We start from the raw sequence: 19930 nt of genomic DNA on the forward strand, positions 1-19930 counted from the left end.
TGGAAATAATTTTATTCTCCAACAATAACGCCCTACAAACATAAGCATGAACTTTGCTTGTAGGACGCAATATAATTTATTTTGCTAATGACGTTTCTATTGCCTTAATCTCATCTTTAGATAAATTAACAGGTTTCTCTCCATCTTTGACATCTTCCTGCAACGCTTTTTGAGCTTCTTTTGAATGATACAATTCTACGATTTTAGCATATGTTTTGTTATCCAAGTCTTTGTCATTAACTGCAACAATATTAATATATGGCTTTACAGCATCTGAATTTGATTTTTCTAAAAATATCGGATCATTTTTAGGGTCTTTCCCCGCTTTAGTTGCTACACCGTTATTAATAACTGCAATATCGACATCAGATAAAGCACGCGCAGTTTGCTGTGCATCTACTGCAGTAATTTTTAAATGTTTTGGATTTGACGTTATAGCTTTCACTGTACCTGCTAATCCGAAATCTTTTTTCAGTTTTATTAAACCAGCTGCTTCTAATAGTTTAAGTGCACGTGCTTGGTTTGATACATCATTTGGAATGACAACTTTAGCACCATCTTTAACCTTTTTGACATCTTTAATTTTATCTGAGTAAATGCCCAACGGTGCTAAAACTGTTGTACTCAATGCTGAAATCTTTGTTCCTTTATGTGCCTTCTTATACTGATCTAAAAATGCGAAATGTTGGAATGCATTCATATCAATATCACCATCGTTTAATGCTTTATTCGGTAAATTGTAATCGGAAAAGTGCTTAATCTCCACATCAATATCATCTTTTTTAGCTAATTCTTTAACCTTCTCCCAAGCCTTAGTGTCATTTGATGCGACACCAATTGTTACTTTTTTATCATTGTTACTACCACACGCTGCTAATAATACAAGTGCTACGATAACTAACCCAATCAATCTTTTCATTCTATCAATTCCTTTCAAAATCTTCACTATATATCATTAATGTCTACGTATGAATCTAGCTAGGACATTCCCTAGCGTTTGAATCACTTGGACAATAATGACTAATACAATAACGGTAATAATAATGACCGTCGTATCAAATCTTTGATAACCATACACTAAAGCTAAGTCTCCTATACCACCACCGCCAACAGCTCCTGCCATCGCCGTACTTCCAATAAGTCCAATAATCGCAGTGGTAATTGCTAATACTAATGAACCTAACGCTTCAGGAATTAAAAAATATCTAATGATTTGTAGTGGTGAAGCGCCCATCGCTTTCGCCGCTTCAATAATCCCCTCGTCTACTTCTAATAATGAGTTTTCAACAAGTCTTGCAATGTAAGGTGCCACATATACTGTTAAAGGCACGATGGCAGCAGTCGTACCAATTGAAGTACCTACTACTAATTTTGTGAATGGTACAATCGCAATTAACAAAATAATAAATGGTAGTGACCTTAAAATATTGATTATAGGATTTAAAACTTGATGTATCACTATATTCGGCCATATGCCTTGTTTTCGAGTAATTACCAATAAGACACCTAATGGAATACCAATCACTGCTCCTAAAAATAAAGCAATAGATACCATATATAGCGTTTCGTACAATGCTTGTAATAACTGTGCACTGTCTAAATCAGAACCAAACATATGTTAATGCACCTCCTCAAATTGAATATTTTTCTCTTTGAAATATTGATTTATTGCCGTGTCATCAAATTGTTGATCCATATTAAATCGAAGCCACATATAACATACGGTGTTACCTTGTATTTCTGACATAGATGAAAATAAAATTTTAACCTCTCTGCCACAAATTTGAATCAAGTCATTTATAATCGGTTGTGTCACCTGAGTTTCCTCGACGAAGATTTTATAATCTTTAAAATCGCCAACTTGTTCGTCATTCAATCGACGAATCAATGATGTACTTGGCTCAGTCTGTATAACTGTAGACACAAAATTTTGAGCAATCGTCGTTTTAGGATGACTAAACACCTCTTTAACAGTTCCTGTTTCAACCACTTGACCCTTTTCCATTACAGCAACACGATTACAAATGTCTTTAATAACGCGCATTTCATGTGTAATCATCATAATTGTAATGCCAAAGGTTTGATTGACATTCTTTAATAACGTCAATATCGAAGCAGTCGTTGCTGGATCCAATGCGCTTGTTGCTTCATCGCATAGGAGTATTTTCGGATTAGTAACAAGCGCTCTTGCAATAGCCACCCTTTGCTTCTGCCCACCAGATAATTCTTCAGGAAATTGGTCTTTTTTATCACTCAATCCTACAAATTCAAGCATTTCCGTTACTCGTTGCTTAATTTCTGTTTTGCTTTTCTTACTTAAAATGAGTGGCATTGCTACATTTTTAAATACGGTAGCTGAATTTAATAAATTGAAATGCTGAAATATCATACCGATATCTTTCTTAATATCCCTCATCATTTTATCGCTATAATTCGTAATATCATGTCCATCTACAATCACTTGTCCATTCGAGGCAGCTTCAAGATGATTCACGAGTCTTACCAACGTACTTTTTCCTGCACCACTATATCCAATCACACCAAAAATATCATTGCGATTGACCGTAAATGATACGTCCTTCAAAGCATCTATTTTTTGCTTCTTTTTATTAAAGGTCTTACTTACCTGTCGAAACTCAATCATGCAAAGCCCCCTCCTTCAAATTCTTATCATTCCACTAGGAATAAAAGCATTATATGTAAAATTGCATATATCGTCAATACAATTTGCCGAATTTTCTAAAAAATTAAAAAATAAGCAATTCATGTGACAATGACGAATTGTGAGACTACTATGACATTTATCAAATTAAATCCATACAAATGTCCACCAAACCTCCATAACTCAATCACGAATGATTAACATCGCACAAAAAAAGCACTAGCATATTCAAGAACAACAAACGTTGAACTCAAAATATATGCCAGTGCTGCTATTATTTATAACGTATCTAGTGCTTGTTTTAAATCATCGACTAAATCTTCAGTATCTTCAATACCTACAGAAATTCTTACAAGTCCGTCTGTAATACCTTCTTTAGCTCGAATATCTGCTGGAATGGATGCATGTGTCATCAATGCAGGTACTGAAATTAAACTTTCCACTGCACCTAAACTTTCAGCTAATGTGTAATACGATGTTGCTTTAATCAATTGTTTGGCACTTTCTGTATTTTTCACTTCAAATGCAATCACACCTGTATGGCCATCCGCTTGAGCCATATGGACATCATGATTTAAATGACTTTCAATACTTGGATGGAACACTTGTTGCACAGCTGGATGTGCTTGTAACATTTTAATAATTTCAATAACACTGCGATTAATTTGTTCCATACGTAAACCTAATGTTTTAATACCCCTCACAAGTAAATAGCTATCTTGAGGTCCTAAAATGCCACCTGTTGAATTTGAAATAAATGCTAAACGTTCTGCAAGCTTGTCATCCGATGTTGCAACTAAACCAGCAACGACATCACTATGTCCACCTAAATATTTCGTTGCAGAATGCAAGACAATATCGATGCCTAAATCTAATGGATTCTGATAATAAGGTGTCATAAATGTGTTATCAACGACTGAAATCAAACCGTGTTCTTTCGCAATTTCAGCAGACTTTTTAATGTCAGTAACACGTAATAATGGATTAGAAGGTGTTTCAATAAACAACATCTTTGTTGTTGGGCGTATCGCTTGTACAATTGAATCTGTATGCGTTGTATCTACAAAATCCACTTCAATGCCAAATCGTGTAAATACTTTTGTCAATGCGCGATAAGTACCGCCGTATACATCTGAATTTAAAATAATATGATCACCTTTGTCCAACAGCATAACAACTGCACTGATAGCTGCAACACCTGAACTAAACGCAAAGCCATGTTTGCCATTTTCTAATGCCGCAATAACGCTTTCTACAGAACTTCTTGTTGGATTCGCAGTACGAGAATATTCATATCCTTGACGTAAATCACCAATATCATCTTGTAAATATGTACTTGTTTGATAAATTGGTGTAGTAACTGCACCTGTATAGTCGTCCGTTGTGTGTCCACCGTGAATTAATTTAGTTTTCTTATTCATAATCATTCTCCTCATAATTAAATATTTGCTTAGACATATATCGATCGCTACCATCTGGAAATACGACAACAATCGTACCTTCAGATAATTGCGCTTTTAAATTCAATGCACCTTGTAATGCTGCACCTGAAGAACTGCCTACTAACAACCCTTCATTTATAGCCAAACTTTTGACATTTCGAAAGGCATCTTGATCTTTAATCGTAAATATCCCATCTACAAGACGTCTCTCTAAAAATATCGGCCATTTCTCAGAACCGATACCTTCAGTGTCATGTGCATGAGCTGGCCCTCCATTTAACACGGACCCTTCTGGCTCAACGGCATAACATTGCACGTGATGTTGCTTTAAATAACGTGCGGTACCTGTAAATGTACCGCCAGAGCCAATACCAGCCACAAAATAATCAATTTGCTGTAATGCTGAAGTCAATTCGGGTCCCAATGTATGAAAATATGTATCCGGATTATGTTCGGATTCAAATTGATTCATATAAACGGCACCATATTTTTCAGCATAGGAACGTGCAGCTAATTGTGCCCCATGCATACCTTCAGACTGACTCGTCCTTGAAACATCTGCACCAAGCGCTATCATAATATTAATCTTTTCTTCTGAAAAACCATACGGCGCAAAGATCTTACATTTTAAATGATGTCTATTCGCTGCAATAGCTAACCCTATGCCTGTATTACCAGCAGTCGCTTCAACAATAGTTTGACCTGCACGCACACGCCCTTCTTGAATTGCCTTCTCTACTAAATATTTCCCGAGTCTGTCTTTAACACTGCCTCCAGGATTCCATTGTTCAAGCTTGGCATAAATTTTAACTTTATCATCACTATAATGTTCTAACAGTACTAATGGTGTATTGCCAATTAAATCATAAGTAATCATAGATGCACCCTCATCTGACATGCCGATCAAATGAATGAAACCTTTCTTCATGTCTCAATTTTAATTCTTACTTTTCAAATAAGAATTATAAACGACATTTTGTTATTTTGCAATTATCTAAGTTTCGATTAATTCAGAACCAGTACTAACTTTTCAATTCCAAACAAAAAAACACCTGAGCAACACAAATACTTGTGTGTCAGATGCTTCTATATATTAACTAAATAATTGCACGATAAAGACTAAAATAATAACGACAGGCATCGCATACTTAATTAAGTAATACCAACCACTGAATAATCTAAATCGATCTTTACCAAAATATTGTTGTAATAATTTTTTATCTAATAATTGTCCTACGACAAGCGTAGTACCTAATGCGCCTAATGGCATCAATACATTCGAAACGATGAAATCCATATTATCAAAAATCGTTCCCGCACCGAATCTTACATCTTTTAAGATACCAAAAGATAAGGTTGCTGGAATACTAATGATAAATACTAAAATACTACCGATCACTGCGACTTTTTTACGTTTTGTATTGTCATTCTTCGTGAAGTTAGAAACATTTAATTCTAATAAAGAAATAGATGACGTTAAAGCCGCAAATAAGAACAGCACTAAGAATCCCAAATAGAATAATGTGCCTAGATGCATTTGACTAAAGACCATTGGCAGTACTTTAAATAATAATCCAGGCCCTTCTTGTGGTTCATAGCCAAAACTATGTAACGCCGGAAATATAGCTAGACCTGCCAATACAGATACAAAGATATTCATAACAACGATAGAAATAGCTGATGACTTAATCGTCATGTCTTTAGAGGCATAACTCGCATAAGTAATCATACCTGTAGTTCCTAATGATAACGTAAAGAATGATTGGCCTAGCGCAAACAAGATACCGTCAGCAGTAATCTCTGACACTCTTGGTTGTAAAATAAATTTCACACCTTCTAAGGCGCCATCTAATGTTAAAGACTTAATCACAATGATGATTAAAAAGACAAACAGCAATGGCATCATAACTTTCGATGCCTTTTCTAATCCTTTTTCAACACCTAACATGACAATAATCATCGTAGCGAATATGAATATACCTTGCCCTAGAACAGTTAACCAAGGATTTGATATTACCGCTTCAAAATTCATTTCTTGGAGATGATTGATGCGTTGAAATATAACTAATTGCCATAATACTTGTCCGATGTAAATGACAATCCAACCACCGACAACACTATAGAAGCCAAATAAAATAAACACGGCCAAATTACCGTTCCAGCCAATGATATTGAGCCATTTTTTACCAGTTAATTTACTATATATTTGTGTTGTATATGTCCGTCCCATTTTCCCAACAGTGAATTCCATAATGAGTAATGGTAACCCAACAAAAATGGTGAATATTAAGAACATAGCTAGAAAGGCACCGCCGCCATAAATCCCTGCCATATATGGGAATTTCCACATGGCACCAAGACCGATTGCAGAACCCGCACTAGCTAAAATAAATCCAGTTGATGACTTCCATTGTGATTGTTGTCTTTTCATCATTCACATCTCCTTTAAAGCGTTAAAGCGTCTACGTGTTTAAGTAACACTCTAACATGTATGTAAATAACATGCAATACACCTGCATCAAAATTGTTTCATTAATACGGTAGCGCCTGGATTTATCATAATATAGTCAACTCTTGTAATGTGTTGTCATTACGCTACATTAAAATTCCTGGTTCAACGCTGTATACGTGCGCCAATATCTCGCCACATACAACACCATCTATATCCCCAACATCTCGCCACATAACAACTTCAGGTGCAATGCCCATAAAATGCCCACAACATTACAATACAAATCAACTTCTGGTATAACTCCATAATATTTCCACGACATCACACTAAAAATTAACTTTAGCTAAGTTCCCTATACTATCACGCCACAAAAAACACTCAAATGACAAATATAATAACATCGTCACTCAAGTGTTAATTTTTAAAATCTTCAATTATGTTAAAGCATTGAAAAAGCGAATAACATTTTCTTCTAAAATATCTCTGCCTTCTCCATGCGTCATTAAATGATGCGAATCCTTCAGACCATTTAATTCTTTGTCTACTGATCCTAAATGTTCATAAATAAAATGTGCACTTGTTTCATAGGATGGCGCATCTTTACCACCAAATAATATATTAGCTGGCATTTTAATAACATTTAAATTTGTCATGATATCATCAATAAAATGTTGAAACTTCGTAATTTCACCTTCATAATCATCAATTGCTGCTAATTGCGCACTCGATGCTTGCTGATCTAAATTTAAAATATCCGACATGCGTTGACTATAATAAACTAAATGTTCTATTAAACCATCGTCACTCTTTTCCTTTGGTGCTGACATGACAGCGATACGTTTCAAAGGATAGTGTTGCGCCAATTTTAATGTCATTAATCCACCTAAAGACACACCCGTTGCACTGATAGATTCATAACCTTCATTGACTAAAAATTGGTAAGCTTTCTCAACTTCTTCCCACCAATCATCTACATTATATGTCATGAAATCTTTCAACAGTAAGCCATGACCTGGATAATTCGGTGCATAACAACTAAATCCTTGGTCATTTAACTCAGCTGCAAGATGCTTCACATCCCGATTTGTACCTGTAAATGAATGTAATAATAATATCGCATGTCCATTTGTGCCTTTTAAATAAGATGGACTCGGTGTTTTAATTCTCATTTTTCTATATACCTCCACTATGTCTAAAGATGTTTGCTAAACGCGTTGTCGTCGATGATTAATAAAGTATGGGTATACCATTAAGAATAACGCTACCCAAATGATTGCTAGTGACGTGCCGCCAATGACATCTGAAAAGTAATGCGCATGAAAATAAAGGCGACAAAATAATATGCTAAGCCATAATATTCCCATAACTAGCGCACTCAACACTTTTGTTATTGTCTTAGCAGCAAGTGAAATAATTATGATCATTAAAGCGAAATATAATAATGTGCTGGCGTTGGAATGTCCACTTGGAAATGAAAAGCCTGTATCAACGGCTAAATGATTATATGGTCTTGGACGTAAAACAGTATCTTTAATTAATTTGTTCATGATGACACCTGAAACCAAATATGTCACAAACCAAACCGCTAAATGCCTCTGTTTAATAAACAGTATGATTGTGACGATAATGGAAATCAACACGACACCTTTGACATCTCCAATTTCCGCACTAAACGTCATATAGTAATTAAATAAATTGTTAACATACTGACGTTGTGGCTCACCGAAATAATCTGTAAACCATGTTAATGATCCCATATCTATATTTTTAAGCCATTCTTGATTTGTCACTACACTGTAAAACATACCTATAAATACAATCAGCGCGATTAAAAATAAAGGCACTGTCATTTTCGGTGATGTTAATTTTTTATCTATCATCTTACAATCTCCTCGTATCATCATTTTCATTTTACAAATGTTATCCATAATATCAATGTGCCACAAATTTCACTTTACCGACAATATCAAAATTATAAAGTTCATATTGTTATGTATATTGCAAATAAAACATTGTATAATTGAAATAACAATATTTTGCTATTTTCAATTTAGTACGATCTATATTTATTATACAGAGGGGGTAAGGCGTATCAATAGAGTTATTTTTGTCTATATAGCGTTAATCATTACATTAGTTAGATTCTTTACCCCTATTCATCCATCGTTTTCAAATTTGATTTACTGGATATTTGTATTATATTTTATTCCTATTATACTATGCGTTATCGGTTTCAAGGCCGAAAAACTTATTGCAACAATGGTCATTATACCTAATTTTTTAGGAATACTTTATCGATTATATGCCTACGTCACACATATACTCTTTATGTAAAAGGATAGTGGGCATGTCTCGCAACAAATATGCTTGCGTCGACTTGTCACCATTCGCAAATTTTATGACATACGCCTTTCACGGGCTATATTCAGACCCACGCATTCATCCACGTAATAAACACATCATGTAATAGAAAAACAGCACACCCAAATATATGGCGTTGCGCTGTTTAACCAAGCATACTTCTATAGCTTTAATAAGCCAGCAAAAGCATACCTAACCTTCTTAAATATGCTTTTCCAAATTATCCTCAAGTTTGAATACGATAATACGTTCACCTGTAACTGTACTTAAATCACTATGGAAGCTCATCACTTTGATACCTGTAATTTTAAAAATGATATCATTCAAATCTTGCTCACCGGATTCAACTAATTCAGAACGTGTTCGTTTAATATTTAGTAATCCTTCATTCGTACTACACACACGATATTCTGCTGGCGTTAAGATACCTTGTAAACTAATAATCACCATATCTCTTAAAATGTCTGATTTAACTGACAAGGAACCTCTGCCAAGGAAATCTTTTTCCCATTGCGTAATGGCTTTACTGATTTCAGCTTCGATTTCACCTTTCGTTCTTTTCATATCACTAACTCCAATAATATTAAAATTGATTACTTCATCTTTGTATCGTTATCACGACATCAACTATTACATTAAGTTTATCATTTTTAGTATATTTTAAGAAGCTAGAACATTGTAGATATGATGATATATTAGTTACTTAGCATCGCAACATATCATCGTTAAATCCAACTTTTAAAACGCCCTTCCTCATTAACGCTCATTAAACGCAGCCAATGATTAGACACCTTCCTAGCGAAATGGTCATTATTCGCGAGTAGTCTTGCTACAACATAGTCGGGTGCCTGAACAACGACAAGCAAACGAATTGGCGAATGATACATCGTTCGATCAGCAGCCATAACAGATTGCCATGATAAGCCATACATCAGATCACTCGCATTACCTTGCATGACACCAACACCTGACGTGACGGTTTGTGTCGCTTTATTCCCACTTCCGTAAAAATGCGGCGCAACTGTCGACGCATAATATTGTAAATTAATCCATTGTGCCACAAGCGCCGGACCAGAAATGATAGTATTTAACAATTTGCCATCTTTATCTTTACGCCAATCATAATTGTGTAAAAATGTCCGCCCTTCTAAATCAATGCCTTTTGTTAATTGGCGTCGTCCAATTATAAATGATGCATTTTTAGCCAAGCCCCATTCTGGACGTACCTCACTCCAATCACTCGCAAACCGCTGCGCTTCTTCCACTGGATGATTCACACGACCAATCGTTGGCAGTTTGTCCAAACGTTCGCGATTCGCGTGTTCAGAAATCATCGGCATCGCGTCATTCAATGATTCATATGCATCTAAAGCAATAGAAGATAATGTGTCTGGCACATATACCCATGCCAACGTATCAGTAGACGTATGATGTTCTGCTGCCGCAAAAACAGTTGTCTCTGGAATATACACACCTGATTGTTTTAATCCTTGTCTGACATTTGGACGATTACATATCATCGCTAATAACTTAGCATTAAAACCGCTTGATGCGCCACCACAAGCCCCACATTCAAGTGATGCATGATGTGGATTATTGTGAGAATGACTAGCATGACCTGCTAACACAACGAACGGCGCAAATGCTTCGGTTAAATCCATCAATTTCAACGCTTGTAACGCGAAATCAATTTGCTCTTGCTCAGTAAATCCAACAGGTAAGTCTGATGTTCGGTCAAACTCACGATCAATCGTTAACTTTGTTTCAGGCTTTTTCAACCATTTTTGTGTTATTTTTTGTAAAGACGCGCGACTTTTTCTAGGCATAATCGAATTGACAATGGTACTCAAGCTTAAAAATGGCCCACTTAATTCAGGCAATAACAGACTAGGCATAACATTATTTTTCATCAATTTAAATGTGTAAAACATCGATGACATTGTCTGTTGCTGTTGTCGATAAACATTCATATCGTAGCGGTCTGCAAATTCTTTAATGCGATATGCCGGCGGTACCATGACAGGTAATGAATCATGTTTGAATTGTTCGTCTACGGCATCTTTTTGAATAGGTAATCCAAAGAAACCTGCAATACCAATCGTTTCAAAGGGCCCTGCTGCTTCGATATGTCTACGAAATGGTTCTGAACGAACATCTATACAAAATGCAATTTGCGCTTTCGTTGATGTGCCCACCTGATTTAGCTCGCTATTATTTTCATCAACTGCTTGTGTGTCATTTAATAATACTGAATGTGGCTGATTAGCGTTATCATTTTCTGAGACATTTACTTGGTTTACATCTAATGCGCCCGCCACACTTTCATGACCTGCTTTAATTTTTTGTTTTAACTGAGATTCGTATGTCATTTCCCAGGCAATTAGCCATAAATTTTTAAATACATTTTTATTCATAGTTGCTGCAAAATGAATAAACGTTTGAATTTCATTGACGTCATGTTGTAGTAATACATCGCTAGGCATATCACTGTAGTAACACCATGATGCAACAGTTTGCTTAAACCAATTTTCCGATCTACTTTCACAATCTTTAGTGACTGACTTAAACTCATCACCAACTAGCAATTGTTCGACAACTAACCGAATTGCCAAATAATCCGTTAACAAATGTTGTTCAAAGTGATGCTGTTGTGAACGGTAATACAACATACCTGCCCAACCCGGTAACGCCAAAAGATGTCCTTCAACATAAGCTTGGTAGTCTTCCTGATCTATTGAAAAATGAGTTAATACTGACTCTATCGTCATTTTAGGATCATTGGGCAAGCCTTTAATCACTTGGCGCTGTGCTTTAGTAAAACTATGATCATGTTGCGCTAAATGCAACCATGCATGGTAAAAACTTTGCTCACGCTTCGGCATTGTCCAACTCGATAGAAATTGATCGATATAAAGTTTCGTCCATTTAATCATTTGACGATTCACTTGTTCGCTAAGTGGCTCACCTTGTTCATCTATTATTGCATCACTCATCGGACGTACATCATAGTGATGATATGAATCAGCCATATCACGTTTTGATTTTTCTAATAGTAGATCAGCAACAACATCAACATTTGAATGATTCATATATGATGCAGGTACGTCTTTTAATGTTTTAATGTTATCAATATAAAGATTGATGTAGTGTTGCGGGATATTGTAGTGATGTTCAAGTAACATATCAGTAACAAGTTGATTAAAGACACTTTCGTCTAATTCACCACGTGCCACAGCACTTTCTATTAATGCTTTATTTGGAAAAATATCCACATCTCGAACATCACGTAACCATTTTGCAACATCTTCAAACGTATCCGCTTCTAATCCTTCCCATGGATTTCGTGCTGCAAAAATCGAAATCGGTGATAATGGTGTAATAACACGTTTCGCATTTTCAATGACTGAATTGATATTTAACTGTGTTGTCATACCTTTCACCTCCTATAAATACTTCTTCAAATAATTCGGATGACTTTCTATCGCTTTCGAGCGTGCTTCACCTAGATTAACTAACCACACGTACAATACCGCAAAACCCTTAGAGTATCGATGACGCGCCACCCAAATACTTAATAAACTACCAAATATTAAAATGACAACACTAATGATGACACTCACTGTAGGCGGCGTTGTCGCATGTGTTGTTATATTTTGTAATACATCGTAAAAATAATTGTGTGTGATGACGTAGATAAATGTCACAATTGCAATCAAAATCATGCCAACCAGACGTGCCATGCGCCCTTTACTAAAGGCTACCATCTGATTCCAAGATACAAGTAATGACCATGCTAGAATGAGTGCACTTAACACTTCATATGCACTTCTGTCACTACTCATCCAAAATAGAAATGCCACGATAATAGCTAATACACGTCCCATGACAATCCAGCCATAAGCGTCTTTAGCAGATGCTTGTTTTGGAATATTGAATCGCTTCACGATAGAACCTGATTGTAAAAATAATGTTGCTTTAAAAATACCGTGCAATATTAAATGAATAATCGCTGCTGAATATACACCCAATGCACATTGAACTAACATAAAGCCCATTTGACTCATCGTAGAGCCGACTAACTGTCTTTTGTAATCCACTTGAACCAAGCTAATACCCGATCCTAACAATACAGAAATACTAGAAAGGATAAGTAATAATGATAACGCAAATCCATTATCAAATATCGGCGCAAAACGAGTTAGAATAACACCACCTGCATTCACAATTCCTGCATGCATAATTGCCGATACTGGCGTTGGTGCTGTTACAGATTCAATCAACCATCGATGAAATGGAAATTGTGCTGCTGGTATCATGACAGCTAATACAAGTAGTACATTCGTCAACAATGACCATGTCGAATTAGACATATGTTGAGGCACGCGCCACTCGCCAGTCGCAATATAAATAGTTACAATTGCTCCAACGAATGCAAGCCAACCACATAAAAATGTCATACTTGATAATTTCGCAGACTCACGTGGCACTTTCCAAAAACGATTAACGTTCATCAGCAATGTTAAACATAATAATGTCATACCCCAGCAGAGTGCCATCAGTCTTAAGTCTTCAGACATCCATGCTAAAGATGCAAACGACGTAATCGCAGTGAACAATGGAAAGTAATGTCTATAATGATGATCACCTAGTAAATATCGCATTGAAAACTTTTGAATAATAAAACCAAGCGCCATTACAAAGCCAGCTAATAACCAAGATAAACGATCTATTTTAAATGGACCTAAGACATGTTGACCATGAATACCGAAAAAGCCAATGACTGCAAATAATACTGGCATGACTAGTATGTATAAATGTAATTTAATATATCTCATTGGCATAACTGGTGCTAAAAACAACAAGCCACTTATCAATGCAATGATAAGCGCAATAACAAACAGTGAAAATAGCAATTGAAAACTTAACACTGCATAACCTCCTTATTTCTAATCTCTCGCATAATTGCTTATGTATAAAATAAAAACCTACAATAGTAGATTCTGTACATAATGGCAGAAAATTTACTATTGCAGGTTTCAGTTTAACTAGACACTGCATCACGGTACGTTGATATACCTTGTTGCATTGTTCTCTTTAAGCGTGCTCCCATGCACATATGTATATAAAATGTTACTTCTGTCTGTTCAATTCATCTTCATAAATATGCTTTGCCTAGACGAGACCTAACGTGTTATTCGTTTTAAACTTATAACATAAAATATAATTAAATTTCTGCTTCATGTCAAATTCATGAGCTTAACCTCTATTAAACCAATGATTGTAAAGATTTTGTAAATGCACCTGTACAGTTAGGCAGTATTTCCCGTCCTTTTAAAATAAAAAATTCGCAGTTATGATCATAACAATTCAAGTTAGGAAAAAAATCAATTACGCACAAGATAACTATGTACAATGAAGTTAACTCATAAGCAAAGGAGGTAATCTTAATGGGTATCATCGCTGGCATCATTAAAGTTATCAAAAGCTTAATCGAACAATTCACTGGTAAATAAGATTTCATAACAAACAAAGGAGGTCTTTCACATGGGTATCATTGCAGGAATCATTAAATTCATTAAAGGATTAATTGAGAAATTCACTGGTAAGTAAGTTATAAAAATCTCATAGATATGAACATCTTATTTGAAGGGGGCCATTCACATGGAATTCGTAGCAAAATTATTCAAATTCTTTAAAGATTTACTTGGTAAATTTTTAGGTAACAACTAATCTCAAACATTAACGATCAACAACTCATCACTATGTTAAATCAACATACAGGAGGACAAAACGATGGCTATTGTAGGTACTATCATTAAAATCATCAAAGCAATTATCGACATTTTCGCAAAATAATTTAAGCGAATTGAATACTTAAAATTCTCAGGCCACTATACCAATAGGGATGGTGGCTTTGCTTTGTGTTGATTTATTGATGTGAGGTGAGTCTTGTTAGTTTGTTGCAAATAAATGGTCTTGGTTTTTTGTATAGGATGTTCTTGGTGGGACGTACGGAATATTCGTGATCTTTGTAGTCTGACGCGTTATATTTTTGTGGCGTGTTTTATGTTTGATACTCGAGGTCTGAGACATTCATGATTTGGCATACGAAATCTTAATGATTTTCATAATCTATCCCAAGATATATTGGCCACGTGCAGAATTGCGTTGCACGTTTAGACTGAAACACTCGTGTGACCGTAAGTGTTAATAGTACATTGATAGCTGCATTTACTTCACTCATTTTTATGACTGTTAAACAATGATTGTACCTTCAATTAACAGTTGGTACGATGGTTTTGCCATTTTTCATCAAAGCAAACATAAAAAGGACTAAGACATATACATGTCCTAGCCCTATGGATAAAATGCAAATTTCTGCTTTATCAAAACTATCACACTTTAGATAGATTGAAAACAAAAAGATCCTAAGAACATCTTAACTTTTTATTAATTGTCATAAATTGCAAACAATTAAGCCACAATTTAAAAATGATTATACTTCATTCAACTTATCGTGCTGGTCTAATTTGCCATTGATATGGATCTTCAAATTGTTGCCAATCTGCATCAATTTCTTGCGCATTGACTAAGCATGCATCGAGTTCTTTTGTTAATTTTTCTTCATCTAAGTCGGTACCAATAATGACAAATTGTGTATGACGATCGCCATATTCTGGATCCCATTCAGCTGCGACGTCTTGGCGTTCTGCTAATATTTGCGTTTGTTGTGCTTCAGACATACTAGCCACCCAATATGTAACTGGATGAATATTGCAAGATGACCCTGCTTGAGATAATAAACATGCTACGTGATTGTATTGTGCTAGCCATACGATACCTTTTGATCGAACGACATTATTTGGCATGGTTTCTAACCAATCATTGAACCTTTTAGCATGGAAAGGAAGTCGACGTTTATATACAAACGATGATATACCATATTCTTCTGTTTCAGGTGTATGCGATGCATGCCCACCAGACTCAAGTTCTTTGATCCATCCTGCTGACTCGCTCGCTTTTTCAAAATCAAAACGCTGCGTATTTAAGACTTCTTTTAAATCCACTTCAGAATTTATTGTCTTAATAATTTTAGCAGTAGGTTGCAATGCACTTAACACTTTTTCTAACTTCGCAAGTTCTTCTTCACTAATTAAATCAATTTTATTAATAATCAATACATCACAAAATTCAACTTGGTCAATTAATAAATCAGCAATCGAACGCTCATCTGTTTCATCAACGCTTTGATCACGATCCATCAATAAATCTTCTGAGTTGATGTCATGTACGAAGCGGTTAGCATCCACAACTGTAACCATTGTATCTAAACGGCAAATCGCTGTAAGATCAATGCCAAGTTCATCATCAATATATGAGAAAGTTTGTGCAACAGGTACTGGCTCTGAAATCCCTGTTGACTCAATAACAATTTGATCGATGCCACCTTTTTTCACTAAACGCTCAACTTCTTTTAATAAATCGTCTCTAAGTGTACAACAGATACAACCATTAGAAAGTTCGACTAATTTTTCGTCTGTGCGCGATAGTCCCCCACCATCTGCGACAAGATCTTTATCGATATTGACTTCACTCATATCATTTACAATTACCGCAATACGTCGACCTTCTCGATTTTGTAAAATATGATTTAACAACGTTGTTTTCCCCGAGCCTAAATAACCACTTAATACCGTAACTGGAATTTTAGCCATATATATACCCTCACTTCAATTTATTTGTTTCGTTCGTTTGCAAATAGGAATAATTCCGTTTTACATTATATAGGAGCATTTCCTCTTTCGCAATCTTCGATAATAAAAAAATAGTATACTTAATTAAATTATTGAGCACTTTACTTTATAATGGAGACAAAGATATATCTCACGAGAGAGAATCGAGGTGTATAAACATGCTATTTGTCATTTTAGTTTTATATATCATTGGTATTACATTTATTCTACTCAGTGTTTTTGGTTCAAAGACTGAAGGATTATCTACGAAACATACTTTATATACCATTGGCAGTGCTATTATAACGATTGCTATTTTCATTTCAATTGGCTATGCCATTCAATACTTAACTGCAGCGCTTTATGGTTTGTAAGGTGAGGATGATTTATGGCGGATAGTTCGAGAGAGTTTGACTTGCGTTGATTTTGATAAAGAGGTCATAGCTTTTGGTACTTGAGGATTTTGTTGTTGCTGTTTGGAATTTGGATATGTTTAATGCGGGACAGTAATTTAAGTTGTGTTTTTACAATTGTAAGTGTGATATTTCGATTCAGTTCGAATTACTTCACATGGGAATAAAATAAAAAGAAGCGGCCTAGTGTCAGTTGTGAATACACTGAACATTGGTCGCTTTATTTAGTAGTACGATATGTAGTTTAGCTATTAATTTTTTTCAGGTCATCCTTAATGCTGTCTATCTCAGACATGGCACTTTTAACCCAATCTCCTTGAGCCGCGCCTTTAAAATTAGCTTTAAAAGCCTCGCAATGATGCGCCATTTGTTCAATTAATACTTTTTCTTCACCTTTTAATCCATTTTCAATATCTTTATATTTATGCTTATGTTCAGGTGCAACAACTGAACGAATGTTTTCTTTTTGAGCATTCATTTTAGATATGAGATTAAGTGTTTCTACTGTAGTACTTATATCTGGCATTCTTAAGGTCATATCTGGTTCTATTAGAGTCATTTAATCTCCTCCAAATTATCAGTCACTTAGTTTATCTAACTGCTTTTCATAAGACTTTTTTAAGTCTTCTTTATATTCTTCTAATTTCCATTCTTGCTTTCTAATTATCTCATTGATTTCTTGCTCATACGCTTCTATATTTCTCGTCATTTTCCTTTGTGCATCTTCACTATAATTCATTTCGTGTTTCAAATATTGAAAAACATCATAACTACGTTCATTTTCTTTTCGAGTTCTATGCCTAAGTTCATTTAAATTTTGCAGTTCATTCTCTATACGTTTTTTCTCAGATTCATATGATTCTTCTAATTCATTTTTATTATTAATTTGATTAAACATCATAGTAATCCACCTATTTGTGATGCAAGCACTTGATCTTTATCAACGATTTCATTAATACTGAGTCTAACTCTCATAATATAATTTGATACAGAAGACCCTATCGTTGAAAGTTGTCTTTCTTTTGCAGATATCATTTGTTCAGGTTCTCTTACCATACTACTTTCATTCACTTGACCTTCATCTAAAGCATTGAGAACTCCATTTACACTCAAATCTTCACCTACAGCTTTTCCAGCTTTTTGAGCGTCTTCCCAATTTTTTCCAAATTTCTTTTTCTTTTCATTATACATTTTTTTGATTTGATTAATTTCATCGTCTATCAGTTGACTGAATGACTGCGCAATTGTTAAAGCTGTTAAACTTTCTAAAACTTTTTGCTGCGAAGAAGATAATCCTCCTCCATTTGTAGTCATCATATTTGCTCTAAGTAATTCTATACTAGCTAATTTAGAGATAGCATTATTTGAATGCTTTACAAATGACTTATTATTTTCTTCTGCATAACCTTGTAGTTTTTTAAGTTCTTTTTTTATAGCTTTTTGTTCTTCTTCGGTCAGAAAGCCTTCCATTTCATGACCTTTACCATTTTTAAAGACTTTATCATTACCGAAAAAAACATAATGCTTATATTTCTTCAGATTTTCTGTCAATGCATCATTTTCTGCAACAAACCTAGTAATATTACCTTTATAATTTTTATATAACTCTAACAATCGTTTTCCATCTGGGGAATTAGGATTCAAACTAGTTATAGAAATAGGAGCTGGATTATAAACCACAATGTTCGGAATACCATTACTCATTCCTAGAACTACCGCATCTCTTCCACCTAGTGAATGTCCAGTAATAAAATCAATATCATACTTACTTTTTATTTTATTTATAAATTCTTGCGTATTCGCATATCTATAGTTTTGATCAGATGCAGGAGAATATAATATTTTAAGATCTGCATATCCATCTTTAACTGTTTCCAAAGCATTGGTAAAATTTTGTCTTGAAAATTCACCTTCTTTTAACTTTTTAAAGGCTTCGCCTTGTATATTAGTCCCAGTCATCCCAAGAGTTACTTTGCCTGTATCTTTATTTAAAAAAGCAGAAGTTGTTACTCCATTAAGAGAATCAGTATAACTATCAACATATTCAAGATTAGAAGGGAATTTTTTCGCTTCTTTTAATTGATCTATTTGTCTACCTATTGTTTTACTTTTAATTCCATATAATTTCGCATTTTCAATTTCATAACTTATTTTAGAAATAGCTGTAGTTTCCTCAGTATTATATTTAATAGGTCCTGGATCTATTTTGTATTTATCTTTCATCTTCATCCACCTTCGCCGGCTGGAAATTTAATGAATCTATTACTGACAAATCGCTTTTTTCACCTTTTGAAAAGTCAATTTCCAACTTTTTATAACCCACAGAACTTCCTTTCAAATTACCATCAATATGCATTTTTAATACCGGTGCTTTATCAGTAGGAATATTATAACGACTTCTTAATTGCTTAACATTTTCATCTTTATTGCTCATTTTAAATTTTGCGTCATAACTTGGAACATTCTCATTAATTGAGACATCACCATTGTTGTAATTTTTCAATTCTTTAAGGTTTGCATATTGTCCGAAAAATTTAAAGTTTTCTATTCTCTTTTTTAGTTTTGGATCTTCTACCTTGTCTAATAAGATAATTTTATTATTTTTCATTTCAACTTTATATTTTTTTCTATCTGGGAATTTATCCTTTTCATAAAATGTCTTAACAAAATAATGTCCCTTTGCTGTCCGTGTATTTCTATCTAAGTATAAGACCATACCTTCATTACTTAATTCGTCTGCTTTATTACTTTTGGCAAAATCTGTATATATCGTCCACATACCTTTATCACCTTTTTTAAACTCACCATCTCGATATCCTTCTTTGTCATATAGATCCTCGAGATTCTTAATTGGATACATATCTAAC

Annotated in this window: 23 protein-coding genes; 6 read left to right on the forward strand and 17 right to left on the reverse strand. The window is 34.6% G+C overall.

From position 1 onward, the window contains the following. Positions 1 to 76: 76 nt before the first annotated feature. From gmpC to HMPREF3247_RS07215, 9 genes are all read right to left on the reverse strand, one after another. Positions 77 to 919: a dipeptide ABC transporter glycylmethionine-binding lipoprotein gene (gene gmpC / locus HMPREF3247_RS07175; protein WP_000825528.1), complete on the reverse strand. Its 843-nt coding sequence runs from the start codon at positions 917 to 919 to the stop codon at positions 77 to 79. Between the two features lie 36 nt (positions 920 to 955). Next, on the reverse strand, positions 956 to 1615 hold the full coding sequence (locus tag HMPREF3247_RS07180; RefSeq protein WP_000467991.1) for a methionine ABC transporter permease: 660 nt from the start codon (positions 1613 to 1615) through the stop codon (positions 956 to 958). A gap of 3 nt (positions 1616 to 1618) precedes the next feature. Then, complete coding sequence (locus tag HMPREF3247_RS07185; RefSeq protein ID WP_000569289.1) at positions 1619 to 2644, reverse strand: methionine ABC transporter ATP-binding protein; 1026 nt, start codon at positions 2642 to 2644, stop codon at positions 1619 to 1621. Between the two features lie 296 nt (positions 2645 to 2940). Next, the gene (locus HMPREF3247_RS07190) at positions 2941 to 4083 is read right to left on the reverse strand and encodes a bifunctional cystathionine gamma-lyase/homocysteine desulfhydrase (RefSeq protein ID WP_001036648.1); all 1143 of its coding nucleotides are present in this window, start codon (positions 4081 to 4083) and stop codon (positions 2941 to 2943) included. Beyond that, positions 4076 to 4981, reverse strand: coding sequence for a PLP-dependent cysteine synthase family protein (locus HMPREF3247_RS07195; protein ID WP_000634098.1), 906 nt, complete (start codon positions 4979 to 4981; stop codon positions 4076 to 4078). Before HMPREF3247_RS07195 ends, HMPREF3247_RS07190 begins: the two co-directional genes overlap by 8 nt. A gap of 216 nt (positions 4982 to 5197) precedes the next feature. Further along, the gene (locus HMPREF3247_RS07200) at positions 5198 to 6535 is read right to left on the reverse strand and encodes a sodium-dependent transporter (protein WP_000828730.1); all 1338 of its coding nucleotides are present in this window, start codon (positions 6533 to 6535) and stop codon (positions 5198 to 5200) included. A 164-nt stretch (positions 6536 to 6699) separates the two neighbouring features. Further along, entirely contained in the window at positions 6700 to 6813 is a 114-nt protein-coding gene (locus HMPREF3247_RS07205) for a hypothetical protein (RefSeq protein ID WP_000510434.1), read from the reverse strand. Between the two features lie 177 nt (positions 6814 to 6990). After that, complete coding sequence (locus HMPREF3247_RS07210; RefSeq protein WP_001220807.1) at positions 6991 to 7725, reverse strand: alpha/beta hydrolase; 735 nt, start codon at positions 7723 to 7725, stop codon at positions 6991 to 6993. 36 nt (positions 7726 to 7761) lie between these two features. Continuing rightward, positions 7762 to 8436, reverse strand: a complete 675-nt coding sequence (locus HMPREF3247_RS07215; RefSeq protein WP_000565820.1) for a phosphatase PAP2 family protein — start codon at positions 8434 to 8436, stop codon at positions 7762 to 7764. A 37-nt stretch (positions 8437 to 8473) separates the two neighbouring features. Here HMPREF3247_RS07215 and HMPREF3247_RS14375 point away from each other — a divergent pair, with 37 nt between their 5' ends. After that, positions 8474 to 8890, forward strand: coding sequence for a hypothetical protein (locus HMPREF3247_RS14375; protein WP_001789536.1), 417 nt, complete (start codon positions 8474 to 8476; stop codon positions 8888 to 8890). A 228-nt stretch (positions 8891 to 9118) separates the two neighbouring features. On the opposite strand, the gene HMPREF3247_RS07225 is transcribed toward HMPREF3247_RS14375, so the two are convergent. The 3 genes from HMPREF3247_RS07225 to HMPREF3247_RS07235 all read right to left on the reverse strand — a co-directional run bounded on the left by HMPREF3247_RS07225 (position 9119) and on the right by HMPREF3247_RS07235 (position 13845). Continuing rightward, the gene (locus tag HMPREF3247_RS07225) at positions 9119 to 9481 is read right to left on the reverse strand and encodes a Na-translocating system protein MpsC family protein (protein ID WP_000831495.1); all 363 of its coding nucleotides are present in this window, start codon (positions 9479 to 9481) and stop codon (positions 9119 to 9121) included. Between the two features lie 161 nt (positions 9482 to 9642). Continuing rightward, positions 9643 to 12348: a DUF2309 domain-containing protein gene (locus tag HMPREF3247_RS07230; RefSeq protein ID WP_000211536.1), complete on the reverse strand. Its 2706-nt coding sequence runs from the start codon at positions 12346 to 12348 to the stop codon at positions 9643 to 9645. Positions 12349 to 12360: 12 nt separating this feature from the next. Continuing rightward, positions 12361 to 13845, reverse strand: coding sequence for an NADH dehydrogenase subunit 5 (locus HMPREF3247_RS07235; protein WP_000948299.1), 1485 nt, complete (start codon positions 13843 to 13845; stop codon positions 12361 to 12363). Between the two features lie 519 nt (positions 13846 to 14364). On the opposite strand from HMPREF3247_RS07235, the gene HMPREF3247_RS14720 reads away from it, so the two are divergent. The 4 genes from HMPREF3247_RS14720 (at position 14365) to HMPREF3247_RS14730 (ending at position 14773) form a co-directional block, all read left to right on the forward strand. Further along, positions 14365 to 14430, forward strand: a complete 66-nt coding sequence (locus tag HMPREF3247_RS14720; RefSeq protein WP_014373781.1) for a phenol-soluble modulin PSM-alpha-1 — start codon at positions 14365 to 14367, stop codon at positions 14428 to 14430. Positions 14431 to 14461: 31 nt separating this feature from the next. Continuing rightward, a complete protein-coding gene (locus HMPREF3247_RS14725) occupies positions 14462 to 14527 on the forward strand; it encodes a phenol-soluble modulin PSM-alpha-2 (RefSeq protein WP_014373780.1) in 66 nt (21 codons plus the stop codon). Positions 14528 to 14578: 51 nt separating this feature from the next. Further along, positions 14579 to 14647 carry a phenol-soluble modulin PSM-alpha-3 gene (locus HMPREF3247_RS14380; protein ID WP_014373779.1) on the forward strand — a complete coding sequence of 23 codons (69 nt, stop codon included), beginning with the start codon at positions 14579 to 14581 and terminating at the stop codon, positions 14645 to 14647. A 63-nt stretch (positions 14648 to 14710) separates the two neighbouring features. Next, on the forward strand, positions 14711 to 14773 hold the full coding sequence (locus HMPREF3247_RS14730) for a phenol-soluble modulin PSM-alpha-4 (RefSeq protein ID WP_014532416.1): 63 nt from the start codon (positions 14711 to 14713) through the stop codon (positions 14771 to 14773). A 656-nt stretch (positions 14774 to 15429) separates the two neighbouring features. Here the strand turns inward: HMPREF3247_RS14730 and HMPREF3247_RS07245 are convergent. After that, complete coding sequence (locus tag HMPREF3247_RS07245) at positions 15430 to 16632, reverse strand: GTP-binding protein (RefSeq protein WP_001062985.1); 1203 nt, start codon at positions 16630 to 16632, stop codon at positions 15430 to 15432. 131 nt (positions 16633 to 16763) lie between these two features. Here HMPREF3247_RS07245 and HMPREF3247_RS07250 point away from each other — a divergent pair, with 131 nt between their 5' ends. Continuing rightward, positions 16764 to 17024 (forward strand): hypothetical protein, encoded by a 261-nt coding sequence (locus tag HMPREF3247_RS07250; RefSeq protein WP_072419840.1) that lies wholly within the window; start codon positions 16764 to 16766, stop codon positions 17022 to 17024. Between the two features lie 283 nt (positions 17025 to 17307). Here the strand turns inward: HMPREF3247_RS07250 and HMPREF3247_RS07255 are convergent, their stop codons facing one another. The 4 genes from HMPREF3247_RS07255 to HMPREF3247_RS07270 form a co-directional block, all read right to left on the reverse strand. Then, on the reverse strand, positions 17308 to 17622 hold the full coding sequence (locus tag HMPREF3247_RS07255; protein WP_000172545.1) for a hypothetical protein: 315 nt from the start codon (positions 17620 to 17622) through the stop codon (positions 17308 to 17310). 18 nt (positions 17623 to 17640) lie between these two features. Beyond that, on the reverse strand, positions 17641 to 17964 hold the full coding sequence (locus HMPREF3247_RS07260; RefSeq protein WP_000971498.1) for a hypothetical protein: 324 nt from the start codon (positions 17962 to 17964) through the stop codon (positions 17641 to 17643). Next, positions 17961 to 19286: a membrane protein gene (locus HMPREF3247_RS07265; RefSeq protein ID WP_000653711.1), complete on the reverse strand. Its 1326-nt coding sequence runs from the start codon at positions 19284 to 19286 to the stop codon at positions 17961 to 17963. The genes HMPREF3247_RS07260 and HMPREF3247_RS07265 overlap by 4 nt, the downstream gene beginning before the upstream one ends. Beyond that, on the reverse strand, positions 19276 to 19930 hold a 655-nt coding region (locus tag HMPREF3247_RS07270; protein WP_070866218.1), incomplete at its 5' end, for a tandem-type lipoprotein. The genes HMPREF3247_RS07265 and HMPREF3247_RS07270, both read right to left, overlap by 11 nt.

Source organism: Staphylococcus sp. HMSC36A10, from assembly GCF_001838845.1.
GTDB classification, from domain to species: domain Bacteria; phylum Bacillota; class Bacilli; order Staphylococcales; family Staphylococcaceae; genus Staphylococcus; species Staphylococcus aureus.

What these genes read in the sequence shown, in the direction of transcription:
- gmpC (WP_000825528.1), bottom strand. Translation starts at nt 919, where the DNA reads ATGAAAAGATTGATTGGGTTAGTTATCGTAGCACTTGTATTATTAGCA.
- HMPREF3247_RS07180 (WP_000467991.1), bottom strand. Translation starts at nt 1,615, where the DNA reads ATGTTTGGTTCTGATTTAGACAGTGCACAGTTATTACAAGCATTGTAC.
- HMPREF3247_RS07185 (WP_000569289.1), bottom strand. Translation starts at nt 2,644, where the DNA reads ATGATTGAGTTTCGACAGGTAAGTAAGACCTTTAATAAAAAGAAGCAA.
- HMPREF3247_RS07190 (WP_001036648.1), bottom strand. Translation starts at nt 4,083, where the DNA reads ATGAATAAGAAAACTAAATTAATTCACGGTGGACACACAACGGACGAC.
- HMPREF3247_RS07195 (WP_000634098.1), bottom strand. Translation starts at nt 4,981, where the DNA reads ATGATTACTTATGATTTAATTGGCAATACACCATTAGTACTGTTAGAA.
- HMPREF3247_RS07200 (WP_000828730.1), bottom strand. Translation starts at nt 6,535, where the DNA reads ATGAAAAGACAACAATCACAATGGAAGTCATCAACTGGATTTATTTTA.
- HMPREF3247_RS07205 (WP_000510434.1), bottom strand. Translation starts at nt 6,813, where the DNA reads ATGGGCATTGCACCTGAAGTTGTTATGTGGCGAGATGTTGGGGATATA.
- HMPREF3247_RS07210 (WP_001220807.1), bottom strand. Translation starts at nt 7,725, where the DNA reads ATGAGAATTAAAACACCGAGTCCATCTTATTTAAAAGGCACAAATGGA.
- HMPREF3247_RS07215 (WP_000565820.1), bottom strand. Translation starts at nt 8,436, where the DNA reads ATGATAGATAAAAAATTAACATCACCGAAAATGACAGTGCCTTTATTT.
- HMPREF3247_RS14375 (WP_001789536.1), top strand. Translation starts at nt 8,474, where the DNA reads ATGTTATCCATAATATCAATGTGCCACAAATTTCACTTTACCGACAAT.
- HMPREF3247_RS07225 (WP_000831495.1), bottom strand. Translation starts at nt 9,481, where the DNA reads ATGAAAAGAACGAAAGGTGAAATCGAAGCTGAAATCAGTAAAGCCATT.
- HMPREF3247_RS07230 (WP_000211536.1), bottom strand. Translation starts at nt 12,348, where the DNA reads ATGACAACACAGTTAAATATCAATTCAGTCATTGAAAATGCGAAACGT.
- HMPREF3247_RS07245 (WP_001062985.1), bottom strand. Translation starts at nt 16,632, where the DNA reads ATGGCTAAAATTCCAGTTACGGTATTAAGTGGTTATTTAGGCTCGGGG.
- HMPREF3247_RS07255 (WP_000172545.1), bottom strand. Translation starts at nt 17,622, where the DNA reads ATGACTCTAATAGAACCAGATATGACCTTAAGAATGCCAGATATAAGT.
- HMPREF3247_RS07260 (WP_000971498.1), bottom strand. Translation starts at nt 17,964, where the DNA reads ATGATGTTTAATCAAATTAATAATAAAAATGAATTAGAAGAATCATAT.
- HMPREF3247_RS07265 (WP_000653711.1), bottom strand. Translation starts at nt 19,286, where the DNA reads ATGAAAGATAAATACAAAATAGATCCAGGACCTATTAAATATAATACT.